Below are 22195 nucleotides of genomic sequence, written 5' to 3' on the forward strand. Positions count from 1 at the left end.
CCATCACCTCTTCATCTTCGGATCAAGCGCATCTTGCAAGCCATCACCTAAATTATTAAAGCAAAACATCGTCAGCGAAATAAAAAATGCCGGAAAGAATAAACGCCACCAGTGACCATTATCTGACAGCACTGTCGGCAAGGCATCATTGGCCATCACACCCCAGCTTGCAAACGGCGCTTGAATCCCTAAACCGAGAAAACTTAAGAACGCTTCAGCAAATATCGCTGTCGGTACAGTCAGCGTCATCTGGACAATAATCGGTCCCATCGTATTCGGGAGTAAATTTCTGCGGATGATGCGCAAACTTTTTGCGCCAAAGGTTTTCGAGGCAAGGACATATTCTTGGCTTTTCAGCTGAAGGACTTGACCTCTCACAATTCTTGCCATCCCGATCCAGCCTGTGACAGTGAGCGCCACAATAATAGTGACAAGCCCAGGCCCCATCAGAACCATCAATAAAATGACGACAAGTAAATACGGCAGACCGTAAAGCACCTCGACAATCCGCATCATGACATGGTCATACTTCCCGCCTTTATAGCCTGCAATACCGCCATAGATGACACCGATTGCAAAATCAATGAGAGCGGCCATCACGCCCACAAATAATGAAATGCGTGCGCCGTACCAAGTACGTGTAAACACATCACGTCCAAGCTCATCTGTTCCAAACCAGTGAGCAGCTGACGGTGGCAAGTTTTGCATGGAAAGCCGCTGTTCTGTCACACTATTCGGTGCAAGGAGTGGGCCTAATACAGCCATGACGAAAAGAAAAATCAGCACCGATAAACTAAACATAGCGAGTTTATTTTGTTTTAACCGTCGCCAAGTATCTGCCCAATACGAAAGTGAAGGTCTTTTAATGGCATGGACTTCAGATGTCTTTTGTTCTTTAGGAGCAAACCATTCATCTGGCACTTCATGCGCTTGATTCGTTTGATCATGCTGAAGATGTATACTCATGCCTTTCCTCCTTTCTGATGCAACTGGATCCTTGGATCAAGCAGACGATATGTCACATCTACAATGAAAAGAAGGGTAATTAAGATGATGCTGTAAAAAACAGTGGTTCCCATGATGACAGGATAGTCACGGTTGTTAATACTCTCGACAAAATATTTTCCCATTCCTGGGATCGCAAATATTTTTTCGATCACAAAACTGCCTGTTAAAATACTTGCGACAAGTGTGCCAAGGATCGTGACAACAGGTAAAAGTGCATTCCGCAGGGCATGTTTAAACACAATTTTATAAGGGGAAAGTCCTTTCGCTTTTGCAGTTCGAATATAGTCCTGCGACAGCACTTCAATCATGCTCGATCTCGTTAACCGGGCAATGATAGCCATTGGACCTACCGCCAGTGCAATGGTAGGAAGCACCATATGCATTGGACTTGTCCACATCGCTGTAGGAAAGAGCTTTACATTCACAGCAAGCTGCTGAATTAATAAGGTAGCAAAGATAAAGTTTGGTATGGATATACCGAAAACAGCAATCGTCATGGCGATATAATCAATCAAGCCATTATGCCGGAGGGCAGCCATGATTCCGAGCAAGATGCCGGAGATGACAGCAATCAAAATAGAGATAAGACCAAGTTCTAATGAGACTGGAAAACCTCTCGCCAATAAATCATTGACACTTTCAGAAGGCTTTTTAATGGAAGGACCAAAATCAAAAGTAACGATGGATTTTAAATAAATCATATATTGAACATAGAGTGGTTCGTCTAAGTGATAGTAGCTTTCGAGGTTTCGCTGGACAGTTTCGTTTGTATTTCGTTCTTCATTGAAGGGCGATCCTGGGATGACCTTCATTAAAATAAACGTTAAAGTTGTGATGGTTAAAATCGTGGCAATCATGGCAATCAAACGCTTGAGCAAAAAGCTGGCCATCTGCTGTCTCCCCCTCGCTTAACAAAATGTTGTACGTGCGGCAAGCTCTGTCATGACAAGCATCGCTTGGTAGGCTTCTAATATATTCTCTGCTTGGTACGTCACCGTTGTTGTCCCTTCGATGATGGCCGTACCCGGCATTAAATTCGCCCATTCGGCTTGTCCATAATTGGCAAACTCGATTTTCAGCACTGGCTGCTCAGGAGGCGTGAGCGGCTTCATTTGATGAATTTGTTTCATGGCAGCTTCCACTTGCTGCGAGATGAGGGTGCTTACTTTCGCTGGTGTTAAGCATTTCACAGCAGATCTTGAAATGGTTTCTTTCACCGCCACTGTTTTCACGCCAGGCATTAACTTTTCGGCTTCAAGTGCCGCTTGATCGTCTCCGCATACAAGAATGACTGGAACACCATAATAGCCTGCGACATACGCATTAAAGCCCATTTCACCAACTGGATGATCATTTATGTAAAAATGTCTGACACCAAAAATCATACTGTGAGACATCACACCTTTCATTGATGCCCTCGCATGGTAGCCTAAAAAAACAGCGGCATCATACGTTTGATCTAATCCTTGAACCATTGAATAAGGCTTTACATCCCCTGATATGAGAGATGCTTCCTCATGCAAATCTTCAATCAACAGATTATTCATTTTAGAATGGCTATCATTCACTAAAATCTCGGTCGCCCCATGTGTAAGAAGAGCTTCTACACAGGCGTTCACTTCACCTGTCATGATTTTTCTCCCGCGCTCATAATTGTGCTGGCGGCTATCAACAAATGTATGATCAGCTAGACCAGTAATTCCCTCCATATCGACTGATACATAGAGCTTCATCCCCATCCCCCTTTAATTAAACTTAAAATTTGTGTATATTTTTCTAAATTTTCTAAAAAATTATATGAGAACTTGATTGATTTTTCAATACAATGTCTGAAAATAAGGAAATTAGACTCAGGTAATACAGGTCAAAAGCATTGATGCGAAAGGATTTATTTGACAGAAAAAACACCACTAGCTATGTCTTTAGTGGTGTTTGTCTGCTTCATCGATTTGCGATTTTAGCTGCGCATATTTTTTCATCGTTTGTGTAAACAAGTCATCGAACATTTGCGGTGCCTGCTGCTGGATGACTGCAGCGCCTTCTCCTGTAATCCCGCCTTTTGTTGCGACCCTGTTCACCGTTTCAGCAAATGTCAGTCCGCGTTCAACAAGAACTTGTCCTGTACCGAGCAGCGCATATGTTAAAAATTCATAGGCTTCTTCTAAAGAAAGCTCACTATTCCGAACAGCGGCTCTTGCCATTTCTTCAAAGATTGCTGCAATAAAGCCCGGAGAAGAGCTTGTCAAATTACTCGCCGCATCAAAGCGGTCCTCTTCCACTTCCCTGACGATACTAAAAGCTGAAAGCAGGCGGTGGAGTCGTTCTTGCGCCTCCTGCCCAGCGGTTTCACCATGCGCCACAAGGGATACACCCGTCCCTACGGCTGATGTCAAAGTGGGAATGTATCTAGACACCGGCTGATTCGTATGTTGCATTAATTTGTCTAACGTGACAGCCGCTGCCACTGATACGATATGAAGAGATGTCTTTGCGGGGCTCAGCTGATCTAAGACATCAAGTACAGCAAGCGGTGGTACACAAACAAACACGACATCACATGATGCAGAGATGTCATCTAAAGAGCAAATGTTGACATGCTGGTTCTTCTCTTTCAGCTGTTGCAGCCGCTCCGTTTCACTTCTTGTATGGATCATAAACTGACTGGCATGAAGTACTCCTTTGTCCAGCCATTTTTGTACCATCATATCTGCCATGCTTCCATATCCAATGATTCCAATAGTCTCCACAGTTTAATCTCCTCTATTTTGCTTAGATTCACTACTTATTTTAACAATTTCCCACAATGTTTTCATTTTTATCCCACACTTTTTTCTTACGATAAAGTCAGTATCCACCACATACAGTCAAACATCTTGAACACATACATGTAAAAATCGATGAAAGAGAGTGATCTTAATGACACAACACAAAGATGAAAAGCACACTTCTTATGAATTACAAACGATTGAACAGCCGAAAAAAACACAGAAGAAGCCAAGTGGTTGGCTGAAACCATTTGTCAGCGGGATTGTAGGCGGTACGTTAGCGTTAGGTGTTTACGTTCTGACTCCATATGCTCAGCATTCAGAAAATCATTCAACTGATTCGTCAACGAAAACAGCCGCTGTATCGACAAATGATACAAGTACAAATTCGTCAAAAACAACAGCGTCACAAACATCGAATTCGACCAGCAGTATTTCCAGTATGGTCGAAAACGTATCACCAGCCATCGTCGGCATTACAAACTATCAAACACAAAGTCAAACAACCACAGATTTTGGTGATATGAACACACCTTTTGATGGATCACAGCAAAATCAAAACAGCAGCAGTCAAGAGCAAGAAAGCGGTACCGGATCAGGGGTTATTTTCAAAAAATCCGGCAGTAAAGCCTATGTATTAACAAACAACCATGTGATTGAAGGAGCAAATAAATTAACAGTCTCCTTGCATAATGGTAAGACGGTGGAAGGAAAAGTGGTCGGTTCTGATCCGCTAACTGATCTTGCTGTCGTGGAAATTAGCAGCAGCGGCGTTACAAAAGTCGCTGAACTTGGAGACTCCTCATCCCTTCGTGCAGGAGAAACCGTCATCGCAATCGGAAACCCGCTTGGTGAAGATTTATCAAGAACAGTAACGCAAGGAATTGTCAGCGGTGTCGATCGAACAGTGTCTATGGATACATCAGCTGGCGAAAGCAGTATTAATGTCATTCAAACAGATGCAGCCATTAACCCCGGCAACAGCGGCGGGCCGCTTTTAACAACAGACGGAAAGGTTGTGGGGATCACCAGTATGAAAATTTCTGAAACAGGTGTGGAAGGTATCGGGTTTGCGCTCCCAATCAATGATGTCAAACCAATTGCAGAGCAGCTTCTCACAAAAGGAAAAATCGAACGACCTTATATCGGTATCAGCATGCTGGATCTCGAACAAGTACCAGATGCTTATCAGCAGGAAACGCTTGGACTGACAAGCAGTCAGCTGGATAAAGGCGTGTACGTAAAAGAAATCGCTACTGGCTCACCTGCTGCCAAAGCTGGATTAAAGACAGAGGATGTCATCACCGCCATCAATGGCAAAAAAGTGACAACCGGCAGTGAATTACGCCACGAGCTTTACACGAATGCAAAAGTAGGAGATACCATCAGCATCACACTCGTTCGTAATGGAACAGAAGAAACAAAACAAGTGACATTAACACAATCTGAATCAAAGCAAGTCAGTTCTTAACGAAAAAAGCAGCTCAATTTTTATGAGCTGCTTTTTTCATGTTCACTTGATTGGGACCAATCTTTGTTCAATTTCTGCTCGTTTGTGCTCTAAAAATGGTGGAAGTGCTAATTGATCACCAAGTTCATCCACGCTTTCATCCACTGTGAATCCCGGACCATCTGTTGAGATTTCAAACAAAATGCCGTTTGGCTCTCTAAAATATAAGGCTTTAAAATAAAAACGTTCTACAACACCAGAGTTGGTGAAACCGGCTTTGGCTATTTTATCATGCCATTTTTCAAGCTCTTCTGCGTCCGCTACACGAAAAGCTACGTGATGAACACTCCCTCTGCCAGATCGCTCAACAGGTCCTTCTGCTTTTTCAATGACATGAATCTCTGTTCCAGCTCCGCCTTGTCCTGATTCAAAAATCGTTACGATTTCCCCATCATTTGATTGTTCACGTGCTTTTTCTGTGAAACCAAGGATGCTCGTTAACACACTGATCGTTTTATCTGCTTCTGCGACTGTTAATTCTACTGGCCCCAAACCTCTGATCGCAAAATCAGCAGGAATCTCATCATGCACTGGCGGCTTCGCTCCATCTTGCACGCTTGGTTCTACAGTCAAAAACAGCTGCTGTCCTTCTGGATCTGTAAATTTCAAGGCAGGTCTGCCACCTCTTAAAGAAGCTGTTTCTTTCTTTACACCTTTTTCTTCAAAGCGCTTTTCCCAAAAGGTGAGTGCCTCTTCTGAAGTGACAATCAAACCTGTGCGTGAGATCGCATTTGTTCCGTCCAGCCGGCGGGCGAGCATCGGTATTTCAAAAAACGTCAGCTCTGTACCAGGTGAGGCGACCTCATCTCCATAAAATAGATGATACATCGATGGATCATCTTGATTGACTGTTTTTTTCACCAGTTTTAAGCCGAGAATTTGGCGGTAGAAATCAACGTTTTTCTGAGCATTTGCTGTTAGTGCTGATACGTGGTGAATCCCATTTATTTTCATTGTGTTCACTCCTATTATAAAATATCTCGAATTCAAGATAATATCCTTATGAATAAAATAGGTCATTTTAGAAGAAAAGTCAACCATTCGGCTGCATCTTTATTGGATGTTCGGCTTTCGCCTATTAAATTAACATTACATCAAAAATATTCTTGTATTGTTCGCTTTTAAGATAACATTCATCCTAATATCTCCAATAAACGAACACTTTTAAACACAAATACGAAAATCAGAAAATTTTTTTAATTCTTTTTTTCCTAAAATCGTATTACAATAAACAAAATACATGTCACAGTAACGTATGAAAGTGATGCAGGAGGTCGTGTGTAATGAACAAAGAACAACCAGCGTTAAAACAAGACATCGGCTTATTTTTTGCCCTATCTCTTGTCATCGGAACAATTATTGGATCTGGCGTTTTTATGAAGCCTGGCAACGTCCTTTCTTATTCAGGAAGCTCAGGCATCGCCTTATTCGCATGGCTGTTAGGCGGGATCTTAACCCTTGCAGGCGGACTCACAGTCGCTGAAATTGGTACACAAATCCCACGTACTGGCGGTTTATATGCCTATCTTGAAGAAGTATACGGTGAATTTTGGGGCTACTTATGTGGCTGGGTGCAAATTATTATTTACGGGCCAGCGATTATTGGTGCTCTTGGTCTTTATTTTGGTTCATTATTAGCTAATTTATTTTCTCTTTCATCTATATGGGCTACAACCATTGGCATTATCACCGTTCTTTTTTTATGTGTGATCAACATCATGGGAACGAAATACGGCGGTTTTGTCCAAGGGCTGACTACGATTGGAAAGCTTGTTCCAATTGCAGCAATTATTGTGTTTGGCTTATGGAAAGGAAATGAACATATTTTCACAGCCGTCAATGAGAGTATCGCTCAGATGAACTTCGGTGCAGCAATTTTGGCGACATTATTCGCCTATGATGGCTGGATTTTGCTTGCAGCGCTTGGCGGTGAAATGAAAAATCCAGAGAAACTGCTTCCTCGCGCGATGGCAGGCGGTATTTTAATTGTCACAGCATGTTATCTCTTTATTAACATCGCCCTTTTGCATGTGTTACCAGCTGATCAAATCGTTCAACTAGGTGAAAATGCCACAAGCACAGCTGCTACAATGCTCTTTGGTCCCATTGGCGGTAAAATTATTAGTATCGGAATCATCATTAGTATCTTTGGCTGTTTGAATGGAAAGGTTCTTTCGTTCCCGCGTGTCATTTTTGCAATGGCAGAACGAAAACAAATTCCGTTTGCCAAAGCCATTTCACGTATTCATCCTACTTTTCAAACACCTTGGATCGCTGTATTTGTACAGATTTTGATTGCCATTGTGTTTATGATCGTCAGTAATCCCGAGAAGCTGTCAGAGGTTTCGATTTTCATGATTTACATCTTTTATGTGATGGCCTTTTTCGCTGTCTTTAAGCTAAGAAAACAAAACAAGGGAATGAAGCGCGCTTATAGCGTACCACTTTACCCGCTCACACCGATCATTGCGATTATCGGCTCTTTCTTTGTCTTAATCAGCACCATGATCACCGATTGGCAAAGCTGCCTGATCTCCATGCTGATCGGCATTGCCGGACTGCCGATTTATTACTATATGAAAAAAACACAAAATAAAGCAGAGCGCTAAGACAGCCTCTGCTTTATTTTTTATATTGCTTAATGACCTTATAAGATTCGTTTAAATATCTCATCAGCCGGTATGGCTTACTTAAAACCCGGATGGGGAGTCTTGAAATAAATCCATTCAGATTCGCCTTATACTCCTGCGTCATCCGCTTCGGCTTTGTGGCAATTTTTTCATATACTTCTTTGTAAAATTCCTTCATGATGTCGACTTGCACACTGATCTTCTGATGACACTCTGTACACTCAACGCTTTTCATCTGATCATTCACATAAACGATGCTGTGGAGGGTCTCTTCTTGGCACCGAGTACAGTGTAGGTTTGCTTCCATTTCGGTTTTCTTCAAGATACACAGCTCCTTTCTCGTTTGATGTTGCTCTTTTTATACAATACGATGGCTGTCAGCTGTTTATTGGACAGATGCTTCCTTTAAAATAGCTGCCGCAGTCAATTCATCGGTGACGAGCACCTGAATAAAGCCGCCGTTTAAGGCCCCTAAAACACTTTCAGCCTTATGGGTTCCTTCTACAACTGCGATGACTTTTTTCACGCTCTTTAATTGTTCTAACGATAATCCAATCACCTTTTGGTTCAGCTCATCTTGGACTGGTTTCCCTTCCCCGTCAAAGAAACGAAAACCAATATCACCAACAGCTCCTGATTGCCTTAAACCAGACAAATCCTCTTCTTTTAAATAACCGACTGTTTTCAATGTAGAGCCTTTATGCGGATTCCCAATACCGATGAGGGCAATATCGACATTTCTGCCTTCTTCAAGCACAGCTTCTATGTCCTGCATCGCCATCAGCCGCTCTTTTAATTCTTCTGTTTCTAAAATCGCAGGTGCATATAAATAGGAGCACGTACCATTCATCTTTTTTGCCAGCTCATATGCCAGCTGATTCGCATGAATGTCGACTGCCTGCCTGCCCATTCCGCCCTCTAAAGGAATGACTTTGACATCGTTTCTTCGTTCAAATGGATATTCCTTCACGAGCTCGGCAAGTGTGGTTCCCCATGAAATACCGATTTTCTCAGCGCCTTTCATGTTTTTAGAAAGATAATAGGCGCCCGCTTGACCGACTGCCCGTTTGACCATCTCAGACATTGTCCCGACACTTGGGACAACGACAGCATCCGTTAATTGAAAAGTCGTTTCCAGCTGTTTTTCAAGTTCCACTGTATGAATACTTTCGTCTTTAATGTACACTTCAACGATTCCCACATCTTTTGCTTTTTGTAAGAGCTTTGAAATGACTGGTCTTGAGACATTGAGTTTTTTTGCAATCTCCTGCTGCGTCCACCCGTCTGTATAATAAAGATGAGCAACCTTGACGAGCTGTCGTCTTTCTTCCCAATTCAGCATGTGACATCATCCTTTTAATATACTATGATTACCAGTATACCAAACATTCGTTTCTAATTGGAACAATTGTTATGAAAATGACAAAAAGAGCGATTAACTCTCCGCTCTTTTTCCCTCGCTATATTTAGGCTGATACGTTCTCCCGCCGTCTAATAACAGTATCTGTCCGTGCAAATAGCTTCCCTCGTCACTTGCGAGAAATAAAGTGACTCCAGCAATATCTTCTGGTTTTCCTAATCTCCCGATAGGAATAAGTGATCGAAGCTGACTTTTCTCAAGCTCAGTCGGATAGAGCGTATCAAGCATCTGAGATTCAATGACGCGCGGTGCAATGACATTGATGCGGACATGATGGGAACCCAATTCCTTTACGAGCGAACGCATGAGACCAAATGCCCCGGCTTTTGATGCGTAATACTGGATGCCGCCGCCAGAGCCTGTTATCGCAGATCCTGATCCAATAATGACGACGCTGCCTTCATTCCGCTCACATAGATAGGGTGCTAATGCTTTGATGCAGTAGAAAAGACCATATAGATTCACAGCCAGTGTCTTTTTCCAAAGTGAAAAATCAACCTCTAAAAAAGGAAGGGATTTCGTCATTCCTGCTGAATAGACAAGATGCCCAATGCCACCCAACTCCCTTTCAGCTGCTGACGCCATTTGCTGAACACTTTCCCACGATGAAACGTCAGCTTGGAACGTCAGCAGCTGAGGATGCTGTTGTTTTAAAAGCAAAAGTCCCTGTTCATCTATATCTGACACAGCTACACGATGCCCTTCTTTTAAAAAACGCTGAGCAATTTCTTTGCCGATCCCTTGGGCGCCACCTACGATGAGAACTGGTTTTTGTTGATTAGCCAGCGCTCTCACCCCCATCAAGCATAATCGCTGCTCCATCTGTAAATGCGCCGTACGATGTACTTAAGAAAACCGTCATATGAGCCACCGTCTCCTTGATTTGCTCTTTGTCAGGAAGCAAATGGAGAGGCGGCGGAAGTAGTGCCAATACCCGGATGCCTTTGTCTTTAAATTCGCGCGCTAATCCTTTTGTCATGGCATTCAACATACTATTTGATGTAGCATGTGAGATCCCGCCATCACCTGTTATGCTGCCTGATGAGGAAATATTAATGATACAGCCCTGCTTCTGATCCACCATATGCCACACTGCAGCTTGACTGGAAAGAAAGACTGTATTTACGGACCTTTCCACTTCATCGACCCATATCTCAGGACTTACGTCATCAATCTCCCCATCTGCTGTTTGCTCGGCTTGATTGACTAAAATATCAAGTTTGCCGCATGTATCGATGACTTGTCTTAGCATCAGCGTGGCATCACGCGGTGTCTCAAGCGGATTGATGACAACAGTCGATTGGCCGCCTAATTTTTCAATGTCTTCGCTTATCGACTTTGCTTTTGATTCATCACGAAAAGCGTGTATGAAAACATGTGCACCTGCCCGGGCCAAAGCCAGGCAGATGGCTTCTCCAAATCCATCTGTGCTATCTGTCACAAGTGCCACTTTCTGATGAAGCTGGACGTGCACACGGATCTCCTCCCTATCCCTTGTTTGGCATTTATTTTCTCAGCTTACTCACAATATCAAGAGCTGCTTCATAAAAGCCTTCTGAGATGGTTGGATGCGGGTGAATCATTTTGGCCATCTCTTCAGCTGTTCCTTCTAAATACATAAATGAGGAAGCCTCTGATATCATCTCCGTTACGTGCGGACCAACCATTGTAGCACCAATGACTTCACCATATACGGTATCGTACACGAGTTTAATAAAACCTGTTTGAACACCTGCTGCCAACGCTTTTCCGCTTGCAGCTAAATCAAATCGCTCTGCCCGCACGTTCAGCCCTTTGGCTTTCGCCTCTTTCTCAGTCAGTCCAACACTCGCTACCTCTGGCAATGTATAAATACATCTAGGAACGATGTCGTGATTCATTCTTTCAGGCTCGCCGCATATATTGCTAACTGCAACGGCTGCCTCTGCCATCGCCGCATGAGCGAGCTGATAGCCGCCGGCTACATCGCCAATTGCATATACACCTTCAGCACTTGTCTTCATCTCGTCGTTTACTTTAATAAAAGGGCCATCCAGCTGAAGATCCAGCTGACTGACAGCAGATACATTTGGTCTTCTTCCGACACAAACTAACAGTCTTTCAGCCGTAAAGATGTGCGTCTCTCCTTTATCGTCTGTCGCATGAATCGCTTTGACTCCTTCGCTTTCTGTTACTTCTGTCACCGTCGTTTTCTTTGCGATATGGATGCCTTTTTTCTTCAATTCTTTTTCTAGTAATTTCGACGCTTCTTCATCTTCCTGCGGAATAATCGACGGAGCGGCTTCTATAATGGTGACTTTTGATTGGAGACTCTGGAAGATGCATGCCAGCTCAAGACCAATTACACCCCCGCCAATAATGACGACAGATGCAGGAATATCTGGGATGTCAAAGATCGTATCACTTGTGTCAAATTGAATCTCTTTGAGCCCTGGAATAGGCGGAATAGCAGGTGATGAGCCAGTGGCAATGATCAGCTCTTTTGTTTCAATCGTTTCTGACCCATCTTGTTTTTCAATGTCAATGCGATTTTTTGTCACAGCTGTTCCTCTGCCGTTATATACATCAATCTTTCCTTGCTTTAATAAAAAGGCGATTCCACCCCTGAGTTTTTCGATGACATCATCTTTACGTTTTCTCATTTTATCGAAGGAAAGAACCATCTCACCTGTTTCGATTCCCCAGCTTTTTGCTTTCTCAATGGATTCAATGACTTCTGCATGTTTGAGCAGTGTCTTTGAAGGGATACAGCCTCGATTTAAACAAGTCCCCCCTAGAAAATCCTCTTCAATCAATGCAACCTTGTGTCCACGTTCAGCGGCTTGAAGGGCGGCAGTGTATCCGCCAGGCCCTCCGCCAATGACTGTCAGATCATACGTTTTTGTCATCCGATTCATCTCCTACATTAGCAATTCAAATGGTTGTTCAAGCACTTTTTTAAGGTCTGTTAAAAAGGCTGCTGCTGGTGCACCATCTACCACTCGATGATCAAATGATAAACTGACGCCCATCATTGGCCGCACCTGAATTTCTCCATCGATCACTACAGGTTTTTCTTGAATGCGTCCAACGCCTAAAATCGCCACTTCCGGCTGATTAATAATTGGGGTAAACGTGTCAATGGCATACATCCCTAAGTTACTAATGGTAAATGTAGACCCCTTCAACTGGTCTGGCAGTAGCTTTTGATCGCGTGCATTTCGACCAATTTCTTTTGCTTCTTTTGTGAGCTGTTTCAGCCCTTTTTGATTTGCATGAGAGATGACCGGAACCATTAAGCCGTCTTTCACAGCAACCGCAAGACCAATGTGCACATCCTCATGGAAATGGAGCTCATTTTGTTCAAACGTCATATTGATTTGCGGATGGCGCGTGAGGACACTGCTGACCGCATGGATGATGATTTCTGTAAACGATAATCTGTAGCCTGTCTCTTTTTCAATCGCTGGGAGCAGCTGTTTGCGCACTTCTTTTGCTTTTGTCATATCAATTTCACTTGTTAATGTGACGTGCGGCGCTGTAAAGGCACTTTGTGACATGCGATCTGCGATCACTTTTCTCATCCCGGCTAGTTTTTGTGTTCTCACTGGAGCAGCCTCTGCCTTTTGTGCGCCTGCTGCTGTCACATCACTCTTCATGATTTTGCCGTGAGCGCCAGAACCAGCAACATTCGCTAAGTCGATCCCTTCACGAGCAGCCACTTTTCCTGCAAGTGGTGATACGCGCTGGCCTTCCTCGCTCGTATGAAGGGCCGCTTCGACATCCCGTTTTTGAATTCTGCCTTTTGGTCCTGTACCAGATACTTCGTGAATGGCTACTTGGTGATCTTTTGCCGTTTTTCTAGCTGCAGGAGTTGCGCGTACTTTCTCACCCACCGCTGGTTCAGCTTCAGTCGAAACAGATGGTTCAGATGGTGATGACGTTCCGCTGTCTTCAGAAGATGCTTCATCTGACTGCGCTGGCGGCTCGCTCGGTACCTGCTCATTAGCCTCTCCGATATATCCAATGACAGCATTAACTGGAATCTGATCATCTGCTTCGTAATATTTCTTTAGAAAAACGCCATCATCATAGGCTTCAACCTCGATATTGATTTTGTCTGTCATAATCTCAAATAGAGGCTCACCGATTTCAACCGAATCTCCTTCTTCTTTAAACCATTGAAGCAAGGTACCGATCTCCATCGTACTGCTTAGCTTCGGCATAAATATCTCTTTTGGCATGATCTTCTCCCCTTTACTTAAGAGCGCACGAGCTCTTTTGCTGCTTCAATAATATCTGGCACTTGTGGAATGACTGCTTTTTCCAGCGTTGGGTTGTACGGTATTGGGACGGCAAGACCGCCAAGTCGTTTAATAGGTGCATCTAAATAGTCGAAGGCTTCACTTTCCGCTATCATACTCGCAATCTCTCCGCCGTAACCGCCTCGTTTCACTGCCTCATGCACAACGATACATTTGCCTGTTTTTTTCACAGATTCAATAATGGTTTCTTCATCTAATGGGACGAGCGTTCTCGGATCAATGATCTCGACATCGATTCCTTCCGCTTCTAGTTCCTTCGCTGCTTCGAGCGCTTTGTGCACCATAATGGCTGTTGCGACAATTGTGACGTCCTTTCCGCTTCTCTTCACATCCGCTTTCCCTAAAGGAATCGAATACTGCTCTTCTGGTACTTCACCAATTGTTTTATATAAAAGCTTGTGTTCATAGAAAATGACAGGGTTGTCATCATCCATTGCTGCTTTTAAAAGTCCTTTTGCATCATAAGCTGTTGAAGGCTGAACCACCTTTAGTCCAGGAATATGAGCCATCCACGCTTCTAAGCTTTGGGAGTGCTGCGCTGCGGCACCTGTCCCGGAACCTGCTGGTGTTCTGACAACAAGCGGCACTTTCCCTTTTCCGCCAAACATGTAACGTGTTTTCGCAGCTTGGTTTACAAGCTGATCCATTGCAATTGTAATAAAGTCAGAGAATTGTAGTTCTAAAATCGGACGCATCCCTGTCAAAGCCGCTCCGACTGCGCCTCCTGCGATGGCAGCCTCTGAAATCGGCGTATTGCGGACGCGTTCTGGACCGAATTCCTCGATCATCCCGCGCGTGACACCAAATGCGCCACCGTATACGCCTATATCTTCACCTAAAATGAAGACATCTTGATTTTTTCTCATTTCCTGACTCATTGCTTCTCGAACGGCTTCTAAATATGAAATCTCTCTCACTGTCGTGTTTGTCACGTGATTCCCCTCCTAATTAGGCGTATACATCCTCTAATAGTGTGTCAATTGATGGTTCTTTACTATTTTTCGCAAATTCAACAGATGCCTCGATCTCTTGCTTCGCTTCTTCTTGTAAACGAGCAGCCTGCTCTTCTGTCAGAACATCTAGCTCCATTAAGAGTGACTTAAAGCGTTTAATTCCGTCTTTTTGTCTCCATTCTGTCTCTTCTTCACGTGTACGGTATTTTTTCGCATCACTCTTTGAGTGCCCCTTCCAGCGATACGTTTTCATTTCAATGAGTGATGGCCCTTCTCCAGCTCTTGCACGGCTTACCGCTTCATCTACTGTATTCATGATTTCAACCATGTCATTTCCATCAACTGTTTTCCCTGGCATTCCGTAGCTTTCTGCTCTTGTTGAGATGTCTTCAATGTTGATCATTTCTTTCACAGGACCAGACATGCCGTATTGGTTGTTTTCACAAATAAACACAACAGGTAAATCCCAAATGGAAGCAAGATTCAGCGCTTCATGGAAGCTGCCTTCATTTGTAGCGCCGTCTCCGAAGAAACAAAGGACCACAAAGCCTTCCTGTTTCATCTTGGACGTGAGCGCCGCACCTGTTGCAAGTGGAATACCGCCGCCAACAATTCCATTTGCCCCAAGGTTTCCTTTTTCTAAATCGGCAATATGCATGGAACCGCCTTTTCCTTTGCAGTAACCTGTTTCACGTCCGAACAGTTCAGCCATCATTTTATTGACCTCTGCACCTTTTGCAATACAGTGACCATGTCCGCGGTGTGTACTGACAATCTTATCTTCATCCTTTAACACAGCAATAGATCCAACAGCCGATGCTTCCTGTCCAACACATAAATGGGTCGTTCCATGGATTAATCCTTTAGCAAAGAATTGATCGACCTTTTCATCAAAATATCTTACTAACCACATTTGTTTATATAAATCTGCTAATTTCTCATGACTAATCTGTTCAGGCAAAGTGATTTGTTTTTGCATTTCTTCTCTCCCCTTTACATTTGTTCTTATATGTTACATTTGTAATTATCATACGTTTAACTCTCATTGAAGTCAAGCATTTCCGTTTATTTTTTAAGCGTTTTCATCTTTTTTCAGAAAAAAAGAGAAAGGCAAAGCCCTTTTCCAAAGACCTTCTCTTTCTCTCCATCTCGTACATTCTCATTCATCTGGATACATCATGATTTTGACGCTTTCACCTTCTGGATGCCTAGCGCATTCTATCGCCTGACGAAGCTGACTTAATGGATATCGATGCGTCACCATTTTTTCTGTATGAACGACCTTTGCTTTTAAGAGCTCCAGCGCTTCACGATAATGGTATGGATGCGACGAATAAGCTCCGACTACTTTCACTTCATCATGGAAAAAACGTTCTGCTGGAATGGAGACATCCCCTTTCGGAAAGTGAGCAAAGACCAAAATCGTTCCGCCTCTTGCAACAGCTTGAAATGCTTCTTTTAAAAGCGCACTGCTCCCCACAGAAATAATGACAAGGTCCGCTCCCTTTCCATCTGTTTCTTTCATGACGCGGTTTTCTACTGGCTCAGATGCTGGATGAAAGGCGACGTCCGCCCCAAGATTTCTTGCTTGAAGGAGCCTGTTCTCATTTACGTCTGTGATCAACACTTTTCCAGCCAAATAATATTTGGCAAGCTGTAATTGAATGCAGCCAATTTGCCCCGCTCCAAGAATCAAGACAGAATCTCCAGGATGAACGGGCGCCCTTTCAAAGCCGTGAAGACAGCAGGCAACCGGTTCAACCATCGCTCCTTGTTCATATGAGACGCCATGTGGGAGCTTGCCCATTGTATGCTTAACATGTAAAGCAGGAACACGAATATATTCCGAAAAACCGCCCGGCTCTACATTTGTGGCTGCAAATTGCGGGCACATTGTATAAAATCCTCTTTGACAAAAGTCACAAGTAAAGCAAGGGACATGATGCGCTACATACACCCTGTCTCCCGTTTGAACATGTGTGACGTGACGGCCTGTTTCGATAATGTCACCAGCGATTTCATGCCCTAGCACTGTGCCAGGAGGTACCGTCTCATGTGTCGCTTTATAAATATCCGTCCCGCATAAGCCGCAGGCACGCATTTTTAATAATACTTCATCATCACCAATGGCTGGCCGCTTCCGCTCCTCGTAACGAATGTCCTCTGAAGAATAAAAGACAGCTGATTTCATTTAGCCGCATCCTCCTTTTCATCACATGTCGCAAGACTCTGCAAGGATTGAACGAGCTGCTTGTACTCACTCATCTCACTTGAAATCCAGTAGCGTCCGCCAAATATTCGCGCAGGTCCCACTCTGACATATACTTTCCCGATATGAGGATATGGTTTTAAAAACAATGTTCCTTTAATATCGGACACGGCATATGTGTGCCACCTACCAAAAGCACCTATTTTCAGCTCATCTTCACTAATCATGATATTCGTTGGCTGATTCAGGCCTGTGATGCTAGAAAGCATAAGGATAGGCAGCGTATAGACACCTAACACAGCTAATGGCTCAGGTCCTGCCGACATCAACGTATAAAGAGACCAGAGAAAAAACACACATATTAACAAGGCCGGAAGGAAAATAGAAAACATGGCAGACGTTCGGCTATAAGCATGCTGCTGCATGAGAGTTCCCCCTTTCAAATGACATGGAAGGAGCTTTCGCAGCTCCTCCACGCAATCATCGTTCACTTAATATGATCGATAATTTTTTCAATATCATCTTCAATGCCAAATCCCGTTAAAAAAGATAACGTTTGAATCACAGGCGTTCCTTTTGTATCACTAACAGGCGTTGTCGTCACAATTAAATCAGCACCCTCCGCTTTCTGCGGAACCTCAGATGCCTTACATTGTTCAACGATGACATCGTATCCTTTTTCCTTTAATGTCTCTTCTACCTTTTTTGCCACAACCGTTGACGTTGCAACTGCCGTTCCGCAAGATACTAATATTTTTTTTGCCATGAGAATCCCTCCAGGTCGTTTATTGATCTTTCTGATCTAAGCCCATTTCTTTTGCATACTGCTTTTTAATATCATTTCGCACCCAGTACCAAAGAAGCGCATATGCCAGTGCACAGACAATCGCTGCAATGAAGTAAGGATTGCTCGGATCAAGAAGTCTCACCATGATCCAAGGAATGACGTGTGAACCAAGATCGATACCAGAAATCATATTTGCCCCTTCTGGGAAGTCGAAACCAACTGCTTTCCCCATTGTTGTGGCGAGTGGTGCAAGGTTCGTTGCAATGAAGAAGACAATCATTAAGGTAAAAATACTGTTAATGAGGCCGCGAATAATATTCCCACGAGCGGCTGCTACTGCCCATACTACTGTAAATGGCAGAACCGATAAGTCTGCAAACGGCAGCATACCATTGTAAGGAAGAACGACAGCGAGCAAAATGGTGATTGGCACCATCAAAAGGGCTACAGCCATATTCGCTGGATGACCAATGACAATCGCTGTATCTAAACCAATATAGACATTTTTACCAGGGAAACGCTTTTGAATATAAGAACGAGCACCCTCAGAGATTGGAATAAGTCCTTCCATTAATAAAGCAACCATTCTTGGCATTAACACAAGCACTGCAGCCATTTGAATTCCAAGAGTCATGACACCTTTTGCATCATAGCCCCCAAGAAGACCAATAATGATACCAAGTATAAGACCCATCACAAGCGGTTCACCAAAGATGCCAAAACGTTTTTTCAAAGTTTCTGGATCCGCATGAATTTTGTTTAAACCAGGGATTTTATCAATCACGCGGTTTGACGCATACATGAGCGGAGCGAAGTTGACCGTTTCAGCATGAGCCATCGATACGCCTTTTAATCCGAAATGGTGTTCAATCGTCGGTGCCGTCCAATCGGCAAGTTTTAGTGTAATCGCAGAAACGATTAAACCAACGGCAAGAGCTAAGAACATATTATGATAAGCGTAGTAAGTAACAGAAGCAGCGAAAATCAAATGCCAGAAATTCCAAATATCCACATTCAATGTTTTCGTAAAGTTAACAGACAGCAAAATGACATTTAACAAGAGCACAAGAGGAATCATCAAAGGGGCAACAGGTGTACCAAATGAAATGGCGGCTCCAATCGGCCAACCGACATCTAAAATATCAAGCTTTAATCCAAGGGAATTGACCATGGCTTTGGCTGCTGGTCCAAGACCGCTTACAAGTAAATTAATGACAAGATTGACCCCGACAAATCCAATTCCGATGGTAATACCTGCACGGAAGGATTTTTTAAATCCTTGCCTTAAAATCATACCGAATAACGTCATAATAATTGGGAGCATAATTGTTGGCCCTAAGTCTAAGATGAAATCGACGGCTTGCTTGATCATACATCCACCTCCTGATTTTAAATAAAGCGCTTACATTATGTCTTGAATAACTATTGGTTTAATTCTTTTTGAAGTACATCAACGGCTTCTTCATACGATGTCATGTGAGATAATCTTGTCATTACTTCTTCTTTTCTGAAAAGCGTCATCAGTTTCTCTAACATCACGAGCTGCTTACTAGGTTCAGAGATTGCCAGAACGAACACAATTTTGGCTTGAACTGTCTCATGAGGGCTTCCCATCTTATGAAAAATAACAGGTTCCTTTAATGTCGCTACACTGATCGCCGGTTTGTTTACATGTTCAGGATCTGTATGGGGAATGGCTACCCCAAAGGTCGCAAGAGGAAGACCGGTCGGATATGTTTTTTCTCTTTCAAGCACTGCTGGTAAAAAGCTCGATTTAATATACCCTCCAGTTTCTAACCTTTCTGCTAAATAGGCAGTCACCTCCTCACTTGAAGATGCTTCGTACTGCAGCTCAATCAGCTGTTGATCTAACTCAAACAAGCTGTTCAAACAACCACCCCTTTCATTTGGTATAAATATGAACACATGTAAAAAATAGAATGAACATTTTAAAATAGAACCTTTTGTAAAGCGCTTACAAACAGATGTTTTATAAAATGTTCAATACTGTTACCTTTGTAAAGATATTATAATATTCGAAATTATAAGTCAATGTTCCTAGGAAAATTTTTATAAAAAAAGATGCAGCTTTTTGCCGCATCTCTTTCATTACATCACATCAACTTCTTGTTAAATATGGCTTCCTATATCTAAAAATTCAGCTACAAAAAGGTTGTCTGTCTGCTCTGTCATTTCTTTTTTTGTGCCGATTTTTTCGATTCTGCCCTCATTCATCACCACAACACGATCAGCGATATCAAACGCTTCTTCTTGATCATGCGTCACAAAGATGGTCGTCATTTGAAATTCTTGATGAACTTTTTTCAGCCAATGTCTTAAGTCTTTTCTCACCTTTGAATCTAGTGCACCAAAAGGTTCATCTAAGAGAAGAGCTTTCGGTTTGACGGCAAGTGCACGTGCGAGTGCTACACGCTGCTTTTGTCCACCTGACAGCTGCTCTGGATAACGATGTTCATACTGCGTTAATTGAACGACTTTCAGCAGCTCATGCACCCGCTCTTTGATGTCTTTTTTAGGCAACCTTTCTCCTCTAGGTTTCATCTTCAATCCATAAGCCACATTATCAAATACCGTCATATTTCGAAAAAGCGCATATTGCTGAAAGACAAAACCAATTTGCCGTTTTCGCACTGGAATATAAGTATAATCCTGTTCTCCAAATAAGATTTGCCCTGTATTCGCATCATCAAGCCCTGCAATAATTCTTAATAAAGTCGTCTTACCTGACCCAGACGGTCCAAGTAAGGAAATCAATTCCCCATTTCCGATCGTCAAATCCACGTTTTGCAAAACCTTCGTCTGCCCAAATTGCTTTGATATTTGTTTCACTGTAATCCCCAAGGCTGATCCCTCCATTTATTTTGAACGCTTGCCAAGCCTATGATCTCTCTGCTGAATGATCTGCTTGATGATTAATGTGATGACCGCAACAAACGCCATGAGAGAGGCCACGGCAAAAGCCGCTTGGAATTGATACTCGTTGTATAGAATTTCTATATGAAGCGGCATCGTATTCGTCATTCCGCGGATATGACCGGATACAACCGACACTGCACCAAATTCACCAATTGCCCTAGCCCCTGCTAAAATGGCGCCGTAAAAAAGGGCCCATTTTATATTTGGAAGTGTCACAAGGAAAAAGGTCTTCCACCCACTGGCACCAAGCGTAAGCGATGCTTCTTCCTCATGAATGCCTTCATTTTGCATAAACGGAATTAACTCTCTCGCAACAAAAGGAAATGTCACAAAGATGGTCGCAAGAATCATCCCCGGTACAGAGTAAATCACTTTCCATCCATTTGCTAAAAGCCACGGTCCTAAAAGTCCATTTGAACCAAATAAAAGTACAAATACAAGTCCTGCAATGACAGGTGACACCGCAAACGGAAGATCAATGACAGTCGTTAACAAACGTTTTCCCGGGAAATGAAATTTTGTGATGAGCCAAGCAGCACTGACCCCAAAAATCATTTGAAGCGGCAATGTGATCATCACAATCAAAACAGTCAATTTAATTGCCGCAAGCGTGTCTGGATGCGAGATGGCAAGAAGATAAGAACTCCATCCTTTCTCAAAAGCCTTTGAAAACACAGCAATCAACGGCATGAGTAAAAACAAAATCAAAAAAGCATACACCACACCAATCAACATACTCTTCACCGCTTTTGATTCCGTCACAGGACTCCTGTACTTGATGCGGTGCTCTTTAAGAAGCTCCCTTTCCAATCATCTCACCTCACTTCCACTTGTTTTTTCCGCTCGACAAACCACTGCAATCCGTGAATCAATAACAAAATGACAAATGATAAGAGCAGCATGAAACAGGCAATGGCTGCGGCACCTTGATAATCATACTGCTCAAGCTTAGACATGATCATCAGTGGTGTAATCTCTGTTTTAAACGGAATATTTCCCGCTATAAACACAACGGAGCCATATTCACCGAGTGCTCTTGCAAATGCAAGAGAAAATCCAGTCAGCACCGCTGGAAACAAGGCAGGCAGCAGTACATGAAAAAAGGTCTGTTTTCTTGTAGCACCAAGTATAGCTGCGGCCTCTTCCACTTCCTGCTCAAGCCCCTCAATGACCGGTTGAACCGTTCTTATGACAAATGGAACGCCAATAAAAATCAGTGCCAAAATAATACCGAGCGGGGTGTATGCCACCTTCACATGCAAAAATTGCCCAATCCACCCATTCGGAGAATAAAGAGTTGTCAAAGCGATGCCAGCCACTGCCGTTGGAAGAGCAAACGGCAAATCGATGAGGGCATCCAGGATGTTCTTTCCTGGAAACGAGTACCGCGTGAGAACCCATGCGATCAGTACACCGAAACCTGCATTGATGAGTGCAGCTGCAAAAGAAGTCGTAACCGTAAGCTGCAGCGACTTTAGCACCCGCGCATCACTAAAGACATTCCAAATTCCTTCTGCTCCTAATGAAGCCGTCCAAATAAATACCATAGATAAAGGAATCACGACAATCGCACTGACATAAACAAGTGTCACTCCGAGACTCAGCCCGAATCCAGGCAATACACGTTTTCTTTTATTGGCGGCAGCATAGCCTTTCTTCATCACGTCGCCCC

Annotated in this window: 23 protein-coding genes; 2 read left to right on the forward strand and 21 right to left on the reverse strand. The window is 43.2% G+C overall.

Annotated elements, in window-relative coordinates:
* Window positions 1–3 precede the first annotated feature (3 nt).
* The 4 genes from EBQ12_RS03065 to proG all read right to left on the reverse strand — a co-directional run bounded on the left by EBQ12_RS03065 (window position 4) and on the right by proG (window position 3755).
* Window positions 4–966, reverse strand: coding sequence for an ABC transporter permease (locus EBQ12_RS03065; RefSeq protein WP_024719611.1), 963 nt, complete (start codon window positions 964–966; stop codon window positions 4–6).
* Window positions 963–1898, reverse strand: coding sequence for an ABC transporter permease (locus EBQ12_RS03070; protein WP_008346233.1), 936 nt, complete (start codon window positions 1896–1898; stop codon window positions 963–965). The genes EBQ12_RS03065 and EBQ12_RS03070 overlap by 4 nt, the downstream gene beginning before the upstream one ends.
* A gap of 18 nt (window positions 1899–1916) precedes the next feature.
* Window positions 1917–2741: a M55 family metallopeptidase gene (locus EBQ12_RS03075; RefSeq protein ID WP_039168738.1), complete on the reverse strand. Its 825-nt coding sequence runs from the start codon at window positions 2739–2741 to the stop codon at window positions 1917–1919.
* Between the two features lie 189 nt (window positions 2742–2930).
* The gene (gene proG, locus EBQ12_RS03080) at window positions 2931–3755 is read right to left on the reverse strand and encodes a pyrroline-5-carboxylate reductase ProG (protein ID WP_039963379.1); all 825 of its coding nucleotides are present in this window, start codon (window positions 3753–3755) and stop codon (window positions 2931–2933) included.
* A 169-nt stretch (window positions 3756–3924) separates the two neighbouring features.
* Between proG and EBQ12_RS03085 the strand changes: the two genes are divergently transcribed.
* A complete protein-coding gene (locus tag EBQ12_RS03085; protein ID WP_125589001.1) occupies window positions 3925–5244 on the forward strand; it encodes a S1C family serine protease in 1320 nt (439 codons plus the stop codon).
* 42 nt (window positions 5245–5286) lie between these two features.
* Here EBQ12_RS03085 and EBQ12_RS03090 read toward each other — a convergent pair whose 3' ends face one another.
* Window positions 5287–6237: a ring-cleaving dioxygenase gene (locus EBQ12_RS03090; RefSeq protein ID WP_046526586.1), complete on the reverse strand. Its 951-nt coding sequence runs from the start codon at window positions 6235–6237 to the stop codon at window positions 5287–5289.
* A gap of 329 nt (window positions 6238–6566) precedes the next feature.
* On the opposite strand from EBQ12_RS03090, the gene EBQ12_RS03095 reads away from it, so the two are divergent.
* A complete protein-coding gene (locus EBQ12_RS03095) occupies window positions 6567–7892 on the forward strand; it encodes an APC family permease (protein WP_019743458.1) in 1326 nt (441 codons plus the stop codon).
* 13 nt (window positions 7893–7905) lie between these two features.
* Here the strand turns inward: EBQ12_RS03095 and EBQ12_RS03100 are convergent, their stop codons facing one another.
* The 16 genes from EBQ12_RS03100 to cysT all read right to left on the reverse strand — a co-directional run bounded on the left by EBQ12_RS03100 (window position 7906) and on the right by cysT (window position 22184).
* Window positions 7906–8235 carry a hypothetical protein gene (locus EBQ12_RS03100; protein ID WP_008358910.1) on the reverse strand — a complete coding sequence of 110 codons (330 nt, stop codon included), beginning with the start codon at window positions 8233–8235 and terminating at the stop codon, window positions 7906–7908.
* Between the two features lie 63 nt (window positions 8236–8298).
* A complete protein-coding gene (locus tag EBQ12_RS03105) occupies window positions 8299–9255 on the reverse strand; it encodes a sugar-binding transcriptional regulator (protein WP_125589003.1) in 957 nt (318 codons plus the stop codon).
* Window positions 9256–9348: 93 nt separating this feature from the next.
* Complete coding sequence (locus tag EBQ12_RS03110) at window positions 9349–10134, reverse strand: SDR family NAD(P)-dependent oxidoreductase (RefSeq protein ID WP_108611579.1); 786 nt, start codon at window positions 10132–10134, stop codon at window positions 9349–9351.
* A complete protein-coding gene (locus EBQ12_RS03115) occupies window positions 10112–10807 on the reverse strand; it encodes an SDR family NAD(P)-dependent oxidoreductase (RefSeq protein ID WP_046526584.1) in 696 nt (231 codons plus the stop codon). The genes EBQ12_RS03110 and EBQ12_RS03115 overlap by 23 nt, the downstream gene beginning before the upstream one ends.
* A 31-nt stretch (window positions 10808–10838) precedes the next feature.
* A complete protein-coding gene (lpdA, locus tag EBQ12_RS03120; protein ID WP_008346251.1) occupies window positions 10839–12221 on the reverse strand; it encodes a dihydrolipoyl dehydrogenase in 1383 nt (460 codons plus the stop codon).
* Window positions 12222–12233: 12 nt separating this feature from the next.
* Window positions 12234–13556 (reverse strand): dihydrolipoamide acetyltransferase family protein, encoded by a 1323-nt coding sequence (locus tag EBQ12_RS03125; protein WP_125589005.1) that lies wholly within the window; start codon window positions 13554–13556, stop codon window positions 12234–12236.
* A gap of 17 nt (window positions 13557–13573) precedes the next feature.
* Entirely contained in the window at window positions 13574–14554 is a 981-nt protein-coding gene (locus EBQ12_RS03130) for an alpha-ketoacid dehydrogenase subunit beta (protein ID WP_026050078.1), read from the reverse strand.
* Between the two features lie 31 nt (window positions 14555–14585).
* Window positions 14586–15569, reverse strand: a complete 984-nt coding sequence (gene pdhA, locus EBQ12_RS03135) for a pyruvate dehydrogenase (acetyl-transferring) E1 component subunit alpha (RefSeq protein WP_041507420.1) — start codon at window positions 15567–15569, stop codon at window positions 14586–14588.
* A gap of 180 nt (window positions 15570–15749) precedes the next feature.
* Window positions 15750–16781 (reverse strand): alcohol dehydrogenase catalytic domain-containing protein, encoded by a 1032-nt coding sequence (locus EBQ12_RS03140; RefSeq protein ID WP_045034933.1) that lies wholly within the window; start codon window positions 16779–16781, stop codon window positions 15750–15752.
* Window positions 16778–17224 (reverse strand): hypothetical protein, encoded by a 447-nt coding sequence (locus EBQ12_RS03145; protein ID WP_017359148.1) that lies wholly within the window; start codon window positions 17222–17224, stop codon window positions 16778–16780. Before EBQ12_RS03145 ends, EBQ12_RS03140 begins: the two co-directional genes overlap by 4 nt.
* 62 nt (window positions 17225–17286) lie before the next feature.
* Window positions 17287–17565, reverse strand: a complete 279-nt coding sequence (locus EBQ12_RS03150) for a PTS sugar transporter subunit IIB (protein WP_017367077.1) — start codon at window positions 17563–17565, stop codon at window positions 17287–17289.
* Between the two features lie 19 nt (window positions 17566–17584).
* Window positions 17585–18958 carry a PTS galactitol transporter subunit IIC gene (locus tag EBQ12_RS03155; protein ID WP_007498866.1) on the reverse strand — a complete coding sequence of 458 codons (1374 nt, stop codon included), beginning with the start codon at window positions 18956–18958 and terminating at the stop codon, window positions 17585–17587.
* A gap of 50 nt (window positions 18959–19008) precedes the next feature.
* Window positions 19009–19476 (reverse strand): PTS sugar transporter subunit IIA, encoded by a 468-nt coding sequence (locus EBQ12_RS03160; protein ID WP_024719599.1) that lies wholly within the window; start codon window positions 19474–19476, stop codon window positions 19009–19011.
* 240 nt (window positions 19477–19716) lie between these two features.
* The gene (locus EBQ12_RS03165; RefSeq protein ID WP_024719598.1) at window positions 19717–20448 is read right to left on the reverse strand and encodes a sulfate/molybdate ABC transporter ATP-binding protein; all 732 of its coding nucleotides are present in this window, start codon (window positions 20446–20448) and stop codon (window positions 19717–19719) included.
* 15 nt (window positions 20449–20463) lie between these two features.
* Window positions 20464–21333, reverse strand: a complete 870-nt coding sequence (gene cysW / locus EBQ12_RS03170; RefSeq protein ID WP_125589007.1) for a sulfate ABC transporter permease subunit CysW — start codon at window positions 21331–21333, stop codon at window positions 20464–20466.
* Between the two features lie 5 nt (window positions 21334–21338).
* Entirely contained in the window at window positions 21339–22184 is an 846-nt protein-coding gene (cysT, locus tag EBQ12_RS03175; RefSeq protein WP_024719596.1) for a sulfate ABC transporter permease subunit CysT, read from the reverse strand.
* Between the last annotated feature and the right edge of the window lie 11 nt (window positions 22185–22195).

This window comes from Bacillus sp. 2B09 (assembly GCF_003946835.1).
In the GTDB taxonomy this organism is placed as follows: Bacteria; Bacillota; Bacilli; order Bacillales; family Bacillaceae; genus Bacillus; species Bacillus altitudinis.

Bases quoted from the DNA above. Each gene is read 5' to 3' on its own strand.
- EBQ12_RS03065 (WP_024719611.1), bottom strand. From the start codon at position 966: ATGAGTATACATCTTCAGCATGATCAAACGAATCAAGCGCATGAAGTG.
- EBQ12_RS03070 (WP_008346233.1), bottom strand. From the start codon at position 1,898: ATGGCCAGCTTTTTGCTCAAGCGTTTGATTGCCATGATTGCCACGATT.
- EBQ12_RS03075 (WP_039168738.1), bottom strand. From the start codon at position 2,741: ATGAAGCTCTATGTATCAGTCGATATGGAGGGAATTACTGGTCTAGCT.
- EBQ12_RS03085 (WP_125589001.1), top strand. From the start codon at position 3,925: ATGACACAACACAAAGATGAAAAGCACACTTCTTATGAATTACAAACG.
- EBQ12_RS03090 (WP_046526586.1), bottom strand. From the start codon at position 6,237: ATGAAAATAAATGGGATTCACCACGTATCAGCACTAACAGCAAATGCT.
- EBQ12_RS03095 (WP_019743458.1), top strand. From the start codon at position 6,567: ATGAACAAAGAACAACCAGCGTTAAAACAAGACATCGGCTTATTTTTT.
- EBQ12_RS03105 (WP_125589003.1), bottom strand. From the start codon at position 9,255: ATGCTGAATTGGGAAGAAAGACGACAGCTCGTCAAGGTTGCTCATCTT.
- EBQ12_RS03110 (WP_108611579.1), bottom strand. From the start codon at position 10,134: ATGGGGGTGAGAGCGCTGGCTAATCAACAAAAACCAGTTCTCATCGTA.
- lpdA (WP_008346251.1), bottom strand. From the start codon at position 12,221: ATGACAAAAACGTATGATCTGACAGTCATTGGCGGAGGGCCTGGCGGA.
- EBQ12_RS03125 (WP_125589005.1), bottom strand. From the start codon at position 13,556: ATGCCAAAAGAGATATTTATGCCGAAGCTAAGCAGTACGATGGAGATC.
- pdhA (WP_041507420.1), bottom strand. From the start codon at position 15,569: ATGCAAAAACAAATCACTTTGCCTGAACAGATTAGTCATGAGAAATTA.
- EBQ12_RS03140 (WP_045034933.1), bottom strand. From the start codon at position 16,781: ATGAAATCAGCTGTCTTTTATTCTTCAGAGGACATTCGTTACGAGGAG.
- EBQ12_RS03145 (WP_017359148.1), bottom strand. From the start codon at position 17,224: ATGCAGCAGCATGCTTATAGCCGAACGTCTGCCATGTTTTCTATTTTC.
- EBQ12_RS03150 (WP_017367077.1), bottom strand. From the start codon at position 17,565: ATGGCAAAAAAAATATTAGTATCTTGCGGAACGGCAGTTGCAACGTCA.
- EBQ12_RS03155 (WP_007498866.1), bottom strand. From the start codon at position 18,958: ATGATCAAGCAAGCCGTCGATTTCATCTTAGACTTAGGGCCAACAATT.
- cysT (WP_024719596.1), bottom strand. From the start codon at position 22,184: ATGAAGAAAGGCTATGCTGCCGCCAATAAAAGAAAACGTGTATTGCCT.